16 protein-coding genes are annotated in these 15533 nt (G+C 44.0%); 10 read left to right on the top strand and 6 right to left on the bottom strand.

Annotated elements, in window-relative coordinates:
- Positions 1 to 150 precede the first annotated feature (150 nt).
- The 4 genes from ACVBJC_RS12670 to ACVBJC_RS12655 all read right to left on the bottom strand — a co-directional run bounded on the left by ACVBJC_RS12670 (position 151) and on the right by ACVBJC_RS12655 (position 2875).
- Positions 151 to 636 (bottom strand): nuclear transport factor 2 family protein, encoded by a 486-nt coding sequence (locus ACVBJC_RS12670; RefSeq protein ID WP_447161176.1) that lies wholly within the window; start codon positions 634 to 636, stop codon positions 151 to 153.
- Between the two features lie 52 nt (positions 637 to 688).
- The gene (locus ACVBJC_RS12665; protein WP_447161177.1) at positions 689 to 1513 is read right to left on the bottom strand and encodes a M90 family metallopeptidase; all 825 of its coding nucleotides are present in this window, start codon (positions 1511 to 1513) and stop codon (positions 689 to 691) included.
- 215 nt (positions 1514 to 1728) lie between these two features.
- The gene (locus tag ACVBJC_RS12660; RefSeq protein ID WP_447161178.1) at positions 1729 to 2172 is read right to left on the bottom strand and encodes a CopG family transcriptional regulator; all 444 of its coding nucleotides are present in this window, start codon (positions 2170 to 2172) and stop codon (positions 1729 to 1731) included.
- Positions 2132 to 2875: an AAA family ATPase gene (locus ACVBJC_RS12655; protein WP_447161179.1), complete on the bottom strand. Its 744-nt coding sequence runs from the start codon at positions 2873 to 2875 to the stop codon at positions 2132 to 2134. The genes ACVBJC_RS12660 and ACVBJC_RS12655 overlap by 41 nt, the downstream gene beginning before the upstream one ends.
- A 593-nt stretch (positions 2876 to 3468) precedes the next feature.
- Between ACVBJC_RS12655 and ACVBJC_RS12650 the strand changes: the two genes are divergently transcribed.
- The 3 genes from ACVBJC_RS12650 (at position 3469) to ACVBJC_RS12640 (ending at position 4846) form a co-directional block, all read left to right on the top strand.
- On the top strand, positions 3469 to 3702 hold the full coding sequence (locus ACVBJC_RS12650) for a DUF3820 family protein (protein ID WP_447161180.1): 234 nt from the start codon (positions 3469 to 3471) through the stop codon (positions 3700 to 3702).
- Positions 3703 to 3877: 175 nt separating this feature from the next.
- Positions 3878 to 4180: an NrfJ gene (locus ACVBJC_RS12645; protein ID WP_447161181.1), complete on the top strand. Its 303-nt coding sequence runs from the start codon at positions 3878 to 3880 to the stop codon at positions 4178 to 4180.
- A 165-nt stretch (positions 4181 to 4345) separates the two neighbouring features.
- The gene (locus tag ACVBJC_RS12640; protein ID WP_447161182.1) at positions 4346 to 4846 is read left to right on the top strand and encodes a GNAT family N-acetyltransferase; all 501 of its coding nucleotides are present in this window, start codon (positions 4346 to 4348) and stop codon (positions 4844 to 4846) included.
- A gap of 99 nt (positions 4847 to 4945) precedes the next feature.
- Here ACVBJC_RS12640 and ACVBJC_RS12635 read toward each other — a convergent pair whose 3' ends face one another.
- Positions 4946 to 6733, bottom strand: a complete 1788-nt coding sequence (locus tag ACVBJC_RS12635; protein ID WP_447161183.1) for a bifunctional metallophosphatase/5'-nucleotidase — start codon at positions 6731 to 6733, stop codon at positions 4946 to 4948.
- A gap of 199 nt (positions 6734 to 6932) precedes the next feature.
- Positions 6933 to 8006, bottom strand: coding sequence for a CNNM domain-containing protein (locus tag ACVBJC_RS12630; RefSeq protein ID WP_447161184.1), 1074 nt, complete (start codon positions 8004 to 8006; stop codon positions 6933 to 6935).
- 159 nt (positions 8007 to 8165) lie between these two features.
- On the opposite strand from ACVBJC_RS12630, the gene ACVBJC_RS12625 reads away from it, so the two are divergent.
- The 7 genes from ACVBJC_RS12625 (at position 8166) to bamB (ending at position 15493) form a co-directional block, all read left to right on the top strand.
- On the top strand, positions 8166 to 9287 hold the full coding sequence (locus ACVBJC_RS12625; protein WP_447161185.1) for a bifunctional tRNA (adenosine(37)-C2)-methyltransferase TrmG/ribosomal RNA large subunit methyltransferase RlmN: 1122 nt from the start codon (positions 8166 to 8168) through the stop codon (positions 9285 to 9287).
- A gap of 32 nt (positions 9288 to 9319) precedes the next feature.
- A complete protein-coding gene (gene pilW, locus ACVBJC_RS12620) occupies positions 9320 to 10108 on the top strand; it encodes a type IV pilus biogenesis/stability protein PilW (RefSeq protein WP_447161186.1) in 789 nt (262 codons plus the stop codon).
- Positions 10108 to 11109: a RodZ domain-containing protein gene (locus ACVBJC_RS12615; protein ID WP_447161187.1), complete on the top strand. Its 1002-nt coding sequence runs from the start codon at positions 10108 to 10110 to the stop codon at positions 11107 to 11109. The genes pilW and ACVBJC_RS12615 overlap by 1 nt, the downstream gene beginning before the upstream one ends.
- Before the next feature lie 22 nt (positions 11110 to 11131).
- Complete coding sequence (gene ispG, locus ACVBJC_RS12610; RefSeq protein WP_447161188.1) at positions 11132 to 12247, top strand: flavodoxin-dependent (E)-4-hydroxy-3-methylbut-2-enyl-diphosphate synthase; 1116 nt, start codon at positions 11132 to 11134, stop codon at positions 12245 to 12247.
- 137 nt (positions 12248 to 12384) lie between these two features.
- Positions 12385 to 13659: a histidine--tRNA ligase gene (hisS, locus tag ACVBJC_RS12605; protein ID WP_447161189.1), complete on the top strand. Its 1275-nt coding sequence runs from the start codon at positions 12385 to 12387 to the stop codon at positions 13657 to 13659.
- A gap of 14 nt (positions 13660 to 13673) precedes the next feature.
- The gene (locus ACVBJC_RS12600; protein WP_447161190.1) at positions 13674 to 14294 is read left to right on the top strand and encodes a YfgM family protein; all 621 of its coding nucleotides are present in this window, start codon (positions 13674 to 13676) and stop codon (positions 14292 to 14294) included.
- 11 nt (positions 14295 to 14305) lie between these two features.
- Positions 14306 to 15493, top strand: coding sequence for an outer membrane protein assembly factor BamB (gene bamB / locus ACVBJC_RS12595; RefSeq protein WP_447161191.1), 1188 nt, complete (start codon positions 14306 to 14308; stop codon positions 15491 to 15493).
- Positions 15494 to 15533 lie beyond the last annotated feature (40 nt).

Below are 15533 nucleotides of genomic sequence, written 5' to 3'. Positions count from 1 at the left end.
ATATGGGAGCTCTTACAGGGAGCGCATGTTTTTAAGTCGTTGATATGAAAGGCTTATAATCCAAATTATGGATTAGGGTTTCAAGTTGATAAAAGCGCTGCTTTGCAGCGCTTTTTCTGTTTTAGCTGGTGTTCGGTTTGTCATCTGTTGCTATTTTTTTGCGGTCTTTATCTGTTGAGTAATCGATTTTGCTATGGCGTTAGGGATAGGGAAACTTAAGTGATACTGAGCTATTTTCCAACCTTTGGTTGTCTTGATTAAGGTTCCGGTTCCACGACTCACGCCGTAAGAGGGGTTAGATAATATTTCGTCAAACCAGATGACATCACCGTGCTGGGTCATCTTTCTACTGGTTAAATCGTAACGCCAGCCTTTTGTTGGCCTGGCATATTGTTCAAACTCGGCCTTATCCCAATGTTCATTGACATCTGTACCGATAAAGATGCCTTTATCATCATAAAGGGCAAAGTAATTATCCCAATCGGCGGTCGCAGAGTATTGGTTTAAGGCATCTAAAACCATGGTTGCTTGTTGCTTATCGCTTTGTGCTGTGTCAATGGCGAGTGCATTGCTTGAAATGGAACTTGAGAGTAACAATAAAATACCTATTGTTTTCGAGGCACTGAGATTGAACATATCTATCCTTGTGATTATGTAGAGTGTTACTGACCTTCACTCTATAACGGTTTTAATTCCAATTGACGGGATCAAGTTGATAAAAGGAACTCAGCTCTTGATACAGTGCAGGATGCTGATTGATAAACTCATGGGGTTGTTCGAAAAACACTTCCGTTACAACGGCAAAAAACTCTGCAGGATTCGTTGCGCCATAGTAGCTAAATAATGAAAGTTCACCGTGTACAGAGGCATCGACTAAGGTTTGATACTCTTGCATTAGCACTTTAGACCAAGAAGCGTAGTCTGCAATATTTTTTAACACAGGAGCGCCATTTGCGCGGCCATCTTCTTGATCTAACTGATGGGCAAACTCATGGAACACCACATTACTGCCATCATCAGGCACCGCAGCGTCGTGCTTAGTTGTTTGCCAAGATAATACCACTCGACCATGTTGCCATGATTCACCCGCTAAGACGCGTTTCTGGGCAGAAACGACTCCTGCACCGTGTTGTTGCTGGTTTTCGACAATAAACGCCGAAGGATAAATCAGGATCTCTTTTAACCTCGGATAAAAGTCAGTTTTTCTATTGAGTAATAGTAAGCAAGCTTGTGCGGCCACAGTGACGCGAATGTCATCGTTGATTTTCAGACCGTCGCATCCGACAAAATGCTTTTCAGCGATAAAGACCTGAATGTGTTTTTTAAGTTGTAGTTGCAGATCCGTGGGTAAGACTCTGAAGAACGGAGTACGCCGTTTTAAGATCTCACGCCACTCATGGGGAAAGGGCTGTTGGTTAATCCGCTTGCGTCTTTGACGAGCGCGCCATGGCGCACTAGCAATCCATACAATTGCACTACCACTGATAAGTAAGATAAGAAAAATCGCTAACATAGAATTCCTTTCTATTGAGGTTTGTTTGCTTACTGATGATATATGGCCATAACGAGTAAGATTCAACCAAGCAGTGTTACTGATTCGTTTTATTCGATGATTTTAGACTTGAGATTGAAGGTAAGAATTTTTTGGATTGAAAAATGCTGGCAGCGCAATACTTCAGAATTGTCGGTCTACTGCCAGCTAAGGGAAGGGAGTTATACTGATTGGCATTATTCAACGATAATGCTTTTTTCCTTTTGCTTTCTTTGCTCTGGGCTTAAGTTAAAATGATGTTCAATTAAGAAGCGAATTAACTTTGACTTTGCTACATCGCAATCATCGGCCAGCGTCGCTAAGTGAGCAATGGCTGACTCAGTTAAAGTGAAGGTTGCCTTTCTTACGGGGCTATTTCCCTTCTTTACAGTTAAAACGGCTTCGGCTTGCTGACTAGTGACTAAATTGCTTCTGAACTCAGGCTGAAATCGTGGCTTCTTTCGTTCTAACTCTATGACTTGACTTGAGTTGGTGGCAAGTACTTCTTGGCCAGAAGCGTAACGACTCGCATCGTTAATAAAGTCATCAATTAGATCATCGAGTGCTAGCTGCCTCGTTTGGATCTGCCTATGGGTTGAACTAGACGGCGTAGAGTTTTTCTTGAGATCTGCCAGACCCATAATTACCTCTCATCTTGATCATGTGTTTTTCAGCAAGGCGGTTGCGAATTTCTGTTGCATTATTGACTTGCAGCATTTCACAGGCAATACCTCTAATTTCACCTGCGGCTTTGCCTTTAGGTTCAATTTCGAGCACGGATAGACCTGACTCTTCGCTGTCGTCATAGATATTTCGGCTATAGGTAATCGCATCTAACACATTAATGTCATATGTCTTACATACTTCTTTAGCTTCAAAGATTCGATTGGCTTGGTTAGGCAAGCTTGGGCATTGAGTGATAACAAATGTGGCGCGCATCTTGGGGTTTATCATCATACACGTTGCGACAATATCATCCATGTGGCTGACCGTTTTCAGATCTCGGCGTTTAGGGCGAAGGGGCATCAGTACGTGCGAAGCAACCGACATTGTTGCACGCAATGCTAAATTGTCCTGACCACCACAATCGACTATTACATAATCATAATGTTGCTCTAAGCTAAGAAGATCATTACGAATTTTTCCGTAAAGCTGCACACAGTTGATGCTGGGTAAGTCGGGGTTGTTATTGCGAGCATGGATCCAATCTGATGTCGTACGCTGAGGGTCGCAATCAACCATAATTACTGAGGCTTGGCATTCTGCTGTTAGAAATACAGCGACATTCTGGGCTAGGCAACTTTTACCACTACCACCTTTTTCGCCACCGACGAGTATGATCATATTGTTTTCCTCTTGTACGCGGTTAATGTGTTGTTATTATTTTGAGAATGAAGGTCAGTAACAGTTTGCGTACTGGTGAGGCGGATTTGTTAATGACTGTAATCCATCTCATCTTTCTGTCACCGTAAGCTTAATCTAGGTTGATCTATTTGCTTCGTCAACAGTATGATTTTTTGACGTTTTTTATAGAAATTGGCCGCCGGTGTTTTTTTGACGTTATTGTTGGTTTCGTTGGTTTTTTGGCGCAGGGTTAAAAGTGTTACCGTAAGTGGTTATTTGTTAATTTAATTAGTTGCTTAGCTCGTTTTGGATGGTGTTTAGTCAGTTTGAGTGCATAAGTATCGAGCTATTTTTCAGTGTAAACGGCTCATTAAACGGTTTTGTTATTCCGGTTGGTTATATGGGTAATCCTTTGTATCGCGAAAGGGTATAACAAAGTGTCGATCTGTTTTGTGGTAAATTTACCCAGGGTTCCAGTTGTCGTCTTTATTAGGGCTGTATTTGCCATAAATTTTGATAGAATGTGGCGTTATAACAAGTTTTGATTTAATAATACTTTGATTTAATAATACGTTGAGTTGAGGAGAACGGTGATGGATGAAAAACTTCTGCTTGAAGCCATTACTCAAAAGATGCCTTTTGGTAAATATGCTGGCAGACGCTTACTCGAACTGCCAGAGCCTTACTTAGTGTGGTTTCACTCTAAGGGCTTTCCTGAAGGGAAGTTAGGCCAGCAACTCGCGCTAATGTATGAAGTAAAACTAAATGGGCTTGAAGGTATGCTGCAACCCATATTAGATGAAGCTAAACGCAAGGGTTCTCGTTGAGTGATAAATATACTGTAATTAAAAAAGTTCCGTGGTAGGGATAAAATACTTTGTAATGAGAGTTGGATCTAATAGTTGAGTATTCAATCTCTATAGTTGTGACTAATTAGAGATTTATAACCTATTGCATGCTTTAATAATGATGAATTGATAACTTATTTAAAGGAAATTTCCGATGATAGCTAAACTCGTTAAATTGGCAGCGGCAGCAACGTTAGCACTCGGTATCTCAAGCGCATGGGCACAAGGTGTTATGCATGAGGGAACTGTCGTGGACACCATGAATGGCGGCGGTTATACCTACGTACAGATTAAAGAAGCTGACAAAACTTTTTGGGCTGCGGGTCCACAGATTGAAGTTAAAAAGGGCGACACCGTTGTTGTTCAAGAGCAAATGTGGATGAACGATTTTAGCAGTAAAACGCTAAACCGTACTTTCGATGAGCTGTTGTTTGTTGGCCGTATCGATAAAAAATAATGATTACTCTTTTATCCTTTGAGCTAATAAGGCTCGGATTGAGATAGATTATTTTGCCGTTTTAAATTCCAATGGCGTAGACTGAGTCTACGCCATTTTATTTTGTGTCAAACTACCGCACAATAGCCCTCACGAATTACTCGCGAAACTCTCAGAAAAGACCTAATGCTAAAACTTATCCCTTATCAAAAAGACTATGCTGCCGATGTGTCTATGCTGGTGCATACCGTTATCAATCAGATAAGCGATGCTGTTTACACCGCACAAGAAAGGATGGCTTGGTCGTTTGCGCCGCGTTCGAGTTATCACTGGCACAAGCGCCTGTCGCGATCTAAGACCTGGCTAATGGTTGATGAGCAAAACCAAGCGTCGGGGCATGCTCTGTGTTGTGGTTTTATCAACCTAGAAACTCACTTTAACAGCCGTGGTTACATCGATAGCCTTTATGTGCATCCAGACTATCAAGGGCGCGGTATCGCGAGGCAGCTATATACAGAGTTAGCGCAATGGGCAAGTCAACGTGAGTTTGATGAGTTATCGGTTGATGCTTCTAAACTGTCGAGGCCGCTATTTGAGTCAATGGGTTTTAAAGTGAGACACCGCAGCTATCAAGAAAAACGTGGCGTGGTCATTATGGGTTATTACATGCTTAAAAAATTGACTTAGGCTATGAAGTTAACTTTCTAATTAATCAGTTTTTGTTGGGCAAAGCCGAAAGTTCAGCCCTTGCCCACTCAATTCATACCGCAGTCTAGTAATGGTCGGTTACACCGGTACGAGATTATGGCTCGTGTAGTGAACCTGAGGTTCAAGCGCTTCATTTAAACACTGCGCTTTACTAATAAAGCGAATAAACGCCTCTGGTAGACTTAACCCTTCGATATCCTTTTGCCAATTAGCTTTTAATATTGGATGGTAGCCCTCTTTACCCGATGCAGTATAGGAAGATGAAACGCCAGTGTAATAAGATTCAGGATCAAGAGGTAGCCATAATGGCTGGGCATCTTTCATTTTCAACACTTCAAGCTTAATAATGCGTTGCCCTAATCGCTGTCTGCCATCATAAAAGTATTTTAGGCCATAGGTGTAAGGAAAACTGCCTGCACCAGTGCCTATCACACTGTTATTGGTTGCAGCATTAATCGCGGACTCTAGCATTTCAAATACGTATCGGCCTTGGATCTCGTAAGTGACCAGCGGGATATCAAATGGAAGGATCCGGCCAACGACTTCGGCTAGACTCACATCCCCCTTATCAAGCGATTGACGGACTCCGCCAGCATTGTGCAGTGCAAAGTCGACATTGATATTCAGCTCTCGGGTTTCTTGATACATGCTACGACTGACCCAAGGTGCGATTTCACTGCCATGTGGCAGGGCCTTACTGGGTAAGCGAGTATGGATTAAGTTTCTAGGAACAAAACCCAGAATTTTATTACTCAATGCATCAAGGCTAGGACGATACTTTTTCAAAATTCGAGCTTGAACCTGGCTACATTCATCGTCCCATAATATCAGAGGGTGTGATGCTAATGTTTGTCGTACGTTCAAGTAATCTTGTGGGCTGACATCTGTAGATGCTTGCAGAATAAACTGCCGATCTAGCATGAAGTAATTACCGCCAAGTAGACTGACAACTTTACCATTGGCATCGAAGGTTATGTCGGCAATGCCAATGGTTTCAGCATACTTACCTGCATGCACTATCGCGGTATCATTGACGCGTTCGCCATAAGGCATATTAGATAAGCCAACAGCAGTAAAGTCGCCTTGCAGCGTATGTGAGTGGCCACCAACAATAATGCTAATGCCGTCGACCTCTGCGGCTAACACTCTATCTTGGTCGAGCCCTAAATGGCTTAAAACGATAATGTGGTCAATACCACTGGCTTTTAGTTGAGCCACGCTGCGACGAGTCGTTTCGATAGCGCTTACAAAGTGGGTATCATCATCGGGACGCGCAATTTCGGTCATCTGATCTAAGGTGATACCAATAATCGCGACTTGCTTATCTTGCAATGGCTTTAGTAGCACTTTAGCCGCTTGAGTGAGCGGATCTAAGTCGAGTAGGTTTGGGTGGTTTGCAAGACACGCAGTTTTTTGCTGACACTCTTGGCTAAGGTCCATATTGCCAGCCAATAGCGGGAAGTCGATATCATTGAGAAAGTCGAGTACGGGTTCATTCCCCGCATCGATTTCATGATTGCCAAGCACCATGGCGTCAGGTTGCAGCATATTCAATAAATCTGAGTTAGCTTTACCCTTAAACTCATTGAAATAAAGTGTGCCTTGAAAGCTGTCGCCACCGTGTAAAAATAGAAAGCTCTGTTGATTGTCTTTAGCGGCTAACTTGGCTTGCTTGAGCTGATGGGCGATACGGGCGTAGCCACCAGTATGGCTATAAAGCGTCAGCTCTTTTTGTTGCTCATAAATCGTAAATTGAATACGGTTTGCATCGAAATGAGAGTGTGTATCATTGATGTGAGCAAGCTTTAATTGGTACAGCTTTGGTGTAGTCGCTGTAGCTACTGATATAGATAGGGACGTTGTCATCTTATTCCTCTGGACCAAACGAGGATTATAGCATGATGAGTATAAATAATGACAAGGAGATTCTTTCGCCGCGTAGCAAGCGAAGAAGTCAGAAGTTGATATTGGAGTTGGGTGAGGACGCTTATGATCCCCTGCCGAAATTGAGACATTAAAAAAGGGAGCTAAACTCCCTTTTTATCATTCAATTAGCTAAGTTTAGCTATTTTTTTTGTTCTTGTTCGAAATCGCCATCATCGGATAAAACGATACCCTTATCTTTCATGCGGCGGCTCCACAATTTACGAGCAAATTGCTGCATGTCTGCCACAGGATCATTCGAATCAACAATCTCAAGCCCAAGTAGCGATTCAACGATATCTTCTAAGGTTACAATACCTTCGTTAGAACCGTATTCATCAACAACCATTGCAATCTTGGCATTGCGCTTAATCATTAGCTCAAAAAGAGGCAGAATTTTAGCCGTCTCGGGGATCACTAATAAGTTCTTCTTAAGCACAGCGATAGACTCTTTTGGAGTTGAGCGCTCAGCCAGCAAGATGTCGTTTCGATTAACATAGCCGATAATATTATCAGGCTCATGTTCATACACAGGAATTCGAGTAAAAGGCTTTGCCGTAAATCGCTTGGCAAACTCATCTTGGCTCAAGTCGGTCGGTAGTCTAAACATTACCGTTCTTGGCGTCATGATAGCGGTTACTGGCATCTCTTTAACCGATAGCATTTGAGTCAAAATTTTAGACTCTTGCTCATCAAGTTCTCCTGATGCACGACCAATTTCAGCCATTGCACTCATCTCTTGACGAATATATTGACCTTCGTCGCCTTTGCCCATCAGCTTAGTTACCTGATTAGACATCCAGATTAGAGGCAAAGTACTACGCTCCATCCAAACTAATGCTATAGATACAGTAGGAGCTAATGAGCGCCAGTAGTTTGCACCTAAGGTTTTAGGGATGATCTCTGAGAAGAAGAGAATTAAGAAGGTAAGAACACCAGAAAATACGCCAAGCATCTCATCGCCAAATACCTTAGCAGCTTGCGCACCAGCAACAGCAGCACCAACGGTGTGTGCGATAGTGTTTAGCGTAAGGATGGAAACAAGAGGAGATTCAACGTTCTCTTTTTGTTTACGTAACCGACTAGCTGCACCAGGGTTGGTTTTAGTTAGTGTGGCTATGTAACTCGGCGTGACAGAAAGCAATACAGCTTCAAACACACTACAAAGAAAAGAGACGGTAATCGCGACAAATATTATAATGATAAGGGTTATCATAAAGGTGAAATTACACCTCCAAATGGCAGACCAAAAGTAGTCTGGGCGGATTCTAGCATAGGTTTTTAACTTTGGTGATAGCCTGCTGGCTAATATTTGTTAAGATCTGTATAATTCGCCGCCCGCAAGCAGGTTTTAGGTTTTTTGAGGTTAGACAAAATGAGTGAAAAGAAGATCAATTTATTGGATCTTGATCGTAAAGCATTAAGAGCGCTATTTACCGAAATGGGTGAAAAGCCATTCCGTGCTGATCAATTGATGAAATGGATTTATCATTTTGGCGTCAGTGACTTCGAAGAAATGACAAACATTAACAAGGTGTTGCGAGCAAAGCTTGCCGCCAAGTGTGAGATTGTGGCACCAGAGATTTCAAGCTATCAAAAATCAGCAGACGGTACGATTAAGTTTGCAATTAATGTTGGTGATGGCCAAGAAGTTGAAACGGTTTATATCCCTGAAGATGATCGTGCAACTTTGTGCGTATCGTCACAAGTTGGTTGTGCACTTGAATGTACTTTCTGCTCAACCGCGCAGCAAGGCTTTAACCGTAACCTGACCGTGTCAGAAATCGTTGGCCAAATTTGGCGTGTGGCCGACTTTATCGGTTTTGTTAAAGATACCGGTGAACGTCCTATTACTAACGTCGTAATGATGGGAATGGGTGAGCCATTACTTAATCTTAAGAACGTGATCCCAGCAATGGATATCATGCTTGATGATTTTGGTTTCAGCCTATCTAAGCGCCGTGTAACGTTATCAACGTCAGGGGTTGTTCCTGCACTGGATAAACTGGGTGATGCGTTAGACGTCGCATTGGCAGTGAGTATCCACGCACCGAATGATGAGCTTCGTGATGTGTTAGTTCCTGTAAACAAAAAATATCCACTGGAAGAGTTCTTAGCGGGAATTCGCCGTTATATTGCTAAATCAAATGCTAACCGCGGCCGCGTGACCGTTGAGTATGTGATGCTAGATCATATCAATGACAGCACAGATCAAGCGCATGAATTAGCTAAGTTGATGAAGGACACGCCTTGTAAGGTTAACTTAATTCCGTTTAACCCATATCCAGGTTCACCCTATGGTCGTTCATCTAACTCTCGCATCGACAGATTCTCTAAAGTGTTGATGGAGTACGGGCTGACAGTAATTGTGCGCAAGACCCGTGGTGATGATATCGATGCCGCATGCGGTCAGCTAGCAGGTGATATTCGTGATAGAACAAAGCGTTTAGCAAAAAAACGCATGCAAGAGAGCCAGATTTCAGTCACAATGAACTAACTCTTTGTATCTACTGGTAGATGGGCGTAACAATGAATCAGAGTAAGGTGGTGTTACCACTGGTATTAATATTGTCATCTATGATGACAACGGGGTGTATTACCCAAGATACCTATGCAGGGACTGATATCCCTGTCTCTGAACGAAAAGTCGATAAGGTTTCCGCTGCTCGTCAGCGTATACAACTTGGCTTAACCTATCTACAAAAAGGCAATAGTGAGCAAGCCAAAGCCAACCTCGATCGTGCGTTGGCTTTTGCACCTGACTTAGAAGAAGTTCATATTGCCTTCGCCTATTACTATCAGTCAGTAGGCGAACTCGAAAAAACAGAGCAAGCATACAGGCTAGCGATTCGCACGAGTGATGCAACAGGCGACGCTTTCAATAACTTCGGTGCATTTTTGTGTCAGCAGGGTAAATATGCTGAGTCAGAGAAAATGTTCTTAGAAGCGGTTGCCCAACCTCTGTATACTCGCTCTGCATCGACCTATGAAAATTTAGGTATTTGCAGCCGCAAGGCGGGTCAAATTAGCCAAGCGAAAAATTATTTTGCCATGGCACTTAAGTATGATCCTAGACGGCGCACTTCCCTTATCGAGCTCACAGAGATCGATTTAGGAGAGGGTCAGTTAATTGAGGCTCGAGAGCAGTTGTCTCGTTACCATAGGGTAGCGGCAGAGTCTGCAACCAGTCTGGCGCTAGGGATTGAAATTGAACAAGGTTTGAATGACGAAGGTGCGGTAAGACGGTTCGGTATTTTATTACTGGCAAAGTTTCCGCAGTCTATTCAGGCCAAAGAATATCGGGCTAGTATGCATTAATGAAAAATGAACAGAATCAAGAGCCCAATGTAGACAATGAAAGCCTAGTGGATGAGCCGACGCTCACACTGGGCGTTTTGCTAAAAACAGCCCGAGAAAATAAGGGGCTGTCGATAGAGGCTATCGCATCACAATTGCATTTGCGGCCTATTATCGTGAAACAGATTGAGGCTGATAATTTACAAGAGGTGGGTGCAGCAACCTACGTCCGTGGTTATGTTAAAAACTACGCTCGTGCCGTGCAAGCCGATCCCTTTATCGTACAGCAATGCTTAGATAAGCAGCTTGAAAGTGATGAAAAGCCGTCTATGCAGAGCTTTTCTCGCAAGACGACACGCCAGGCTCGTGATGGCCGCTTGATGGCACTCACCTATATTATTGTATTTGTGTTACTTGGGCTGATGGTACTGTGGTGGTTTCAAAAGTCCTCTATGGATGCTGCAGTAGATTATTCTCAGCCAACTGCTGAAGAGGTTGCCGCTTCAGCTGAAGTCGACCTTGTTAGCCCTATTGATGTCGTGTTAGTCGATGACAGCGACACTGGAATTGAGCAAATAGCACTCTCGGACGCAGATTCATCGGTAAGCGCTGAACAAAATGCGTCTACAGCGGACTCTAGTGCCCAGCCAGAAGCAGCATCGATACCAAACACTCAGATACAAACCGCTCCACTATCTGCTACGCAGGAAACGGAGTCGGCTCTGGCAGAGCCAATCGCTCAAGCGTCAACAGAAAGTGAGAATAACGCCTTAAGTTCGACACTTACGCTAACGTTAACCGGTGACTGCTGGATAAAAGTCGCCGATGCCAATGGTAACGTTTTGGTTAGCGATCTTAAAAAATCGGGCAGCGAACTTATTCTTAAAGGGGCTGAGCCATTTTCGGTAACGTTAGGCGCTCCGCAAGTAGTCAATATCCAACTTAATGGCAAAGCGATTAGTTTGGAGCAGTATCCTGGCGGTAAGGTGGCGAGAATGACATTGCCACACGCTGGACAATAACAGATCACAGAGCACACAGACGATGTATAACGAATCTCCTATTATCAGACGCAAATCAAGCCGCATCTATGTTGGTAACGTTCCTATTGGTGATGGCGCGCCTATTGCGGTGCAGTCAATGACCAATACGCGCACAACTGATGTTGCTGCGACCGTTGCACAAATTCGAGCGTTAGAGAATGTCGGTGCTGACATTGTTCGCGTTTCCGTACCAACAATGGACGCAGCTGAAGCGTTTAAGCTGATCAAACAGCAAACCACAGTTCCTCTGGTTGCCGATATCCATTTTGACTACCGTATCGCGCTTAAAGTGGCAGAGTACGGTGTAGATTGCCTGCGGATCAATCCTGGCAATATCGGTAACGAAGAGCGTATTCGCAGTGTCGTTGAATGCGCACGTGATAAAAATATTCCGATTCGAATTGGTGTCAATGGTGGTTCATTAGAGAAAGATCTAATGGATAAGTATAAAGAGCCAACACCAGAAGCCCTGATCGAATCAGCAATGCGCCATGTGGATATTCTAGACCGTTTAAACTTCGATCAGTTTAAGGTCAGTGTAAAAGCCTCAGACGTATTTTTAGCGGTTGAGTCTTACCGTTTGTTGGCTAAACAAATCATTCAGCCACTGCACCTTGGTATCACCGAAGCGGGTGGTGCTCGTGCGGGTTCAGTCAAGTCTGCGGTTGGTCTTGGTATGTTGCTTGCTGACGGTATCGGTGACACGCTACGTATTTCACTGGCAGCCGATCCGGTAGAAGAGATCAAAGTCGGTTTCGATATTCTAAAGTCACTGCGTATTCGCTCACGCGGGATTAACTTTATTGCTTGTCCGTCATGCTCTCGCCAAGAGTTTGATGTGATTTCAACGGTTAATGAGCTTGAGCAACGACTTGAAGACATCGTCACGCCAATGGATGTATCGATTATTGGCTGTGTGGTCAATGGACCGGGTGAAGCGCTAGTGTCAGATATTGGTCTAACTGGTGGTAACCGCATGAGTGGTTATTTTGATGATGGTGTGCGCCAAAAAGAGCGTTTTGACAACAATAATATTGTTGATTCGCTAGAAGCAAAAATCCGCGCCAAAGCGGCAATAATTGCAGGTCGTATCCCAGCACAAGATTTAAATAAGTAAGTACAGATTAATCACAAGCCCGCTATCATGGCTTGTGATTTTTTATGGGTGAATGCACCTGTTGTACGTTTAGTCTCGAAACGCCTATAATGCGAGGCGTTTTTTAATTTTATATAGCAAATTTGACGAGTCGAATAGTGGCAAAACAGATCCAAGCGATTCGCGGAATGAATGACATTCTGCCTACTCAAAGTCCTTTATGGCAAAAACTTGAAACCGTATTACGTGAAACAGTGGGTTCATACGGTTACAGCGAAATTCGTACTCCTATCGTTGAAAGTACAGATCTCTTTAAGCGCTCTATCGGTGAAGTGACTGATATCGTTGAAAAAGAGATGTATACCTTTGAAGATAGAAACGGTGACAGCTTAACGCTGCGTCCAGAAGGCACAGCCTCAACCGTTCGCGCAGGTAATGAGCACGGTTTGCTATACAACCAAGAGCAGCGTCTTTGGTACATGGGCCCAATGTTCCGCCACGAACGCCCACAAAAAGGCCGTTACCGTCAATTCCACCAGTTTGGTGTAGAAGTATACGGGATCCCAACGGCAGACATTGATGCTGAAGTATTGATGCTATCTGCCAAGCTATGGGAAAAACTCGGTATTACCGAACATGTGACCTTAGAGCTAAACACTTTAGGTGATGTTGAAGAGCGCGCCGCTTACCGTGATGCTTTGATTGCTTTCTTAGAGCAACACAAAGAGGTGTTGGATGAAGATAGCCAGCGCCGCATGTACAGCAACCCATTACGTGTACTTGACTCTAAAAATGCTGATGTACAGGCGCTTTTAGCCGATGCACCAGTGTTAATGGATTACTTTGGTGAAGACACTCGTTCACATTTTTCACATTTATGTGAACTCTTAGAGGCTGTCGGCATCCAATACACAATCAATCCTCGCCTAGTGCGCGGTTTAGATTATTATAATCGCACAGTTTTTGAGTGGGTCACATCAAGCTTAGGTTCACAAGGCACAGTATTAGCCGGTGGACGTTACGACGGGCTTGTGGGTCAGCTTGGCGGTAAACCAACACCAGCCGTTGGTTTTGCAATGGGCCTAGAGCGCATCGTCTTACTGCTAGAGACACTTGAACTAGACAAGGACATTGGTCCAAGCGTCGACGTTTACGTGACAGCAATGGGTGACAACTGCCGCGTTGAAGCGATTAAGATCGCTCAAGAGCTAAGAGCTGGCTTGCCAAATGCTAAAGTGATGAGCCACTGTGGTGGCGGTAACTTTAAGAAGCAAATGAAGCGAGCCGATAAGAGCGGTGCAACAGTAGCGCTAGTGATTGGTGAAGATGAGCTTGCCAATAACCAAGTTGCAGTGAAGCACCTTCGTGAAGATAAAGCACAAGAATTGGTTGCCCGTGATGCATTGGCGACTTATATTGCAGAACTGATTTAAAAGGGGAAGACTAAGTGGAAATCTATAGCACAGAAGAGCAACAAGTAGATGCTATCAAACAGTTCTGGAAAGATTACGGCACATCAGTAGTTGTAGGCGCCGTTGTCGGTTTAGGTGGACTATTCGGTTGGAACTATTATTCTGACTACCAATTGGCTCAAGCTGAAGCAGCGTCTGAGTCATTCCAAGCGTTAAGTATTCAAAATAGCGAAGATGCTGCTATGTTAGTCGCTGCAGAAAACTTTGCTAAAGCGCACGGTCAAAAAGGTTATCAATCTCTGCTTGAGCTATTGGTGGCCAAGTCTGCCGTTGAAGCTGGTGATTTAGAAAAAGCAGAAACGACGCTAAAGACTGTGATTGCAACCAATGTTGATAACAGCATTGTGCTTATTGCAACCCTGCGTTTAGCGCGTGTACAAGCTGAACAAGGTCAATACGCGACAGCAATTGCTACGCTTGATCAAATTACCGATCCAGCATCAAAGGCTCAAAGAGATGAGCTAAAAGGTGATTTCTTAGTACGCCAAGGTGATACAGAAAAGGCAAAGATTGCCTATCAAACTGCGGTAGAGAATGGTGGCACAATGACAAGTCCAACATTACAAATGAAGCTTGATAATCTGAACAAGGCATAAGGAATCTGCCCATGAAGTCTTGGTGCAAAACACTGCTCGCATGTGGCATGAGCATAGGTATGTTGTCTGCCTGTTCATCTAGTGATGTAGAAGAAGAGCCGATCTCACCACTTAGCGAGATTGAAGCTAGCGTGTTTCCAGAAGTTAGCTGGAGTGCGAATGTGGGTGCAGGGGTAGGCGATTATTATTCACGTCTACGTCCGGCGGCTCGTTATGACAAACTGTTTGTTGCAGACCGTTACGGTAAAGTCGAAGCATTTGACGAAGTTACCGGTGAGCGTATTTGGCAAAATGACTTTAGCTCTGCGTTCAGAGATAATGCCTTGGCTAAAAACAAAGGCGCACGTCTAGCCGGTGGTGTAACAGCAGCACGTAACAAGATATTTGTGGGCGGAGAAAGTGGCCTGCTAGCGGCATTTGATGAAGCGACTGGTGAGGCCGTTTGGCATGTAATCGCCGGTGGCGAACTATTATCAGCGCCGACAGTTGGCGAAGATGTTGTTGTGGTTAACACTGGCGCAGGCACATTAGAAGCGTTTGACGTGGATGATGGTACGCAAAAGTGGGTGTATGAGAATCAACTTCCGACCTTGACCCTACGTGGTACAGGCTCTGCTTCATATGACGCAGGTGGATTCTTTGTTGGCACCGCCGACGGTAAAATTGCCGTCGTCATTAAAAATAATGGTCAAGCGGCTTGGGAACAAGCTATCTATACGCCAGCGGGAGGCAATGAATTCTCGCGTATGGCCGATATAGATATGAAACCGTTATTAGTGGGCGAAAACCTTTATGCGGTTAGTTATAATGGCAACTTGGTTTCAATGGAAATGCGAACGGGTCGCGTGGTTTGGTCACGTAGCTATTCAAGCTTCCATGAACTCGCTTACTCGGGCGCAAGCCTATTTGTGGTCGACGATCACAGCCGTATTTATTCTGTTGATAGACGAAATGGTCTAGAGTTATGGAATAATGCAGAACTTGCTAACCGTAGTTTAACCGCGCCAGTCGTGTTTAAAGATTATGTGGTAGTCGGTGATTTTGAAGGTTATCTTCATTTTTTAAACAGGTCTGACGGTCAAATTGTTGGACGTGTAGAAGTTGATAGCTCTGGTTTATACAGTCAGCCATTGGTGGTTAATGACAACCTATATGTGCAGACTCGTGGTGGAAAAGTGGTTCGAGTAACACTTCCGTAAGCCAAGTCGTTAGAGATGATAAGGCCCCTGGATGTGTATC

Source organism: Shewanella sp. 0m-6, from assembly GCF_052977325.1.
Note: the sequence above shows the minus strand (reverse complement) of the source record. Positions and strands in the feature narration are given on the sequence as shown.

What these genes read in the sequence shown, in the direction of transcription:
- pilW (WP_447161186.1), top strand. Translation starts at nt 9,320, where the DNA reads ATGAATCAGAGTAAGGTGGTGTTACCACTGGTATTAATATTGTCATCT.
- ACVBJC_RS12625 (WP_447161185.1), top strand. Translation starts at nt 8,166, where the DNA reads ATGAGTGAAAAGAAGATCAATTTATTGGATCTTGATCGTAAAGCATTA.
- ACVBJC_RS12660 (WP_447161178.1), bottom strand. Translation starts at nt 2,172, where the DNA reads ATGGGTCTGGCAGATCTCAAGAAAAACTCTACGCCGTCTAGTTCAACC.
- ACVBJC_RS12640 (WP_447161182.1), top strand. Translation starts at nt 4,346, where the DNA reads ATGCTAAAACTTATCCCTTATCAAAAAGACTATGCTGCCGATGTGTCT.
- bamB (WP_447161191.1), top strand. Translation starts at nt 14,306, where the DNA reads ATGAAGTCTTGGTGCAAAACACTGCTCGCATGTGGCATGAGCATAGGT.
- ACVBJC_RS12650 (WP_447161180.1), top strand. Translation starts at nt 3,469, where the DNA reads ATGGATGAAAAACTTCTGCTTGAAGCCATTACTCAAAAGATGCCTTTT.
- ispG (WP_447161188.1), top strand. Translation starts at nt 11,132, where the DNA reads ATGTATAACGAATCTCCTATTATCAGACGCAAATCAAGCCGCATCTAT.
- ACVBJC_RS12655 (WP_447161179.1), bottom strand. Translation starts at nt 2,875, where the DNA reads ATGATCATACTCGTCGGTGGCGAAAAAGGTGGTAGTGGTAAAAGTTGC.
- ACVBJC_RS12645 (WP_447161181.1), top strand. Translation starts at nt 3,878, where the DNA reads ATGATAGCTAAACTCGTTAAATTGGCAGCGGCAGCAACGTTAGCACTC.
- ACVBJC_RS12615 (WP_447161187.1), top strand. Translation starts at nt 10,108, where the DNA reads ATGAAAAATGAACAGAATCAAGAGCCCAATGTAGACAATGAAAGCCTA.
- ACVBJC_RS12670 (WP_447161176.1), bottom strand. Translation starts at nt 636, where the DNA reads ATGTTCAATCTCAGTGCCTCGAAAACAATAGGTATTTTATTGTTACTC.
- ACVBJC_RS12635 (WP_447161183.1), bottom strand. Translation starts at nt 6,733, where the DNA reads ATGACAACGTCCCTATCTATATCAGTAGCTACAGCGACTACACCAAAG.
- ACVBJC_RS12630 (WP_447161184.1), bottom strand. Translation starts at nt 8,006, where the DNA reads ATGATAACCCTTATCATTATAATATTTGTCGCGATTACCGTCTCTTTT.
- ACVBJC_RS12665 (WP_447161177.1), bottom strand. Translation starts at nt 1,513, where the DNA reads ATGTTAGCGATTTTTCTTATCTTACTTATCAGTGGTAGTGCAATTGTA.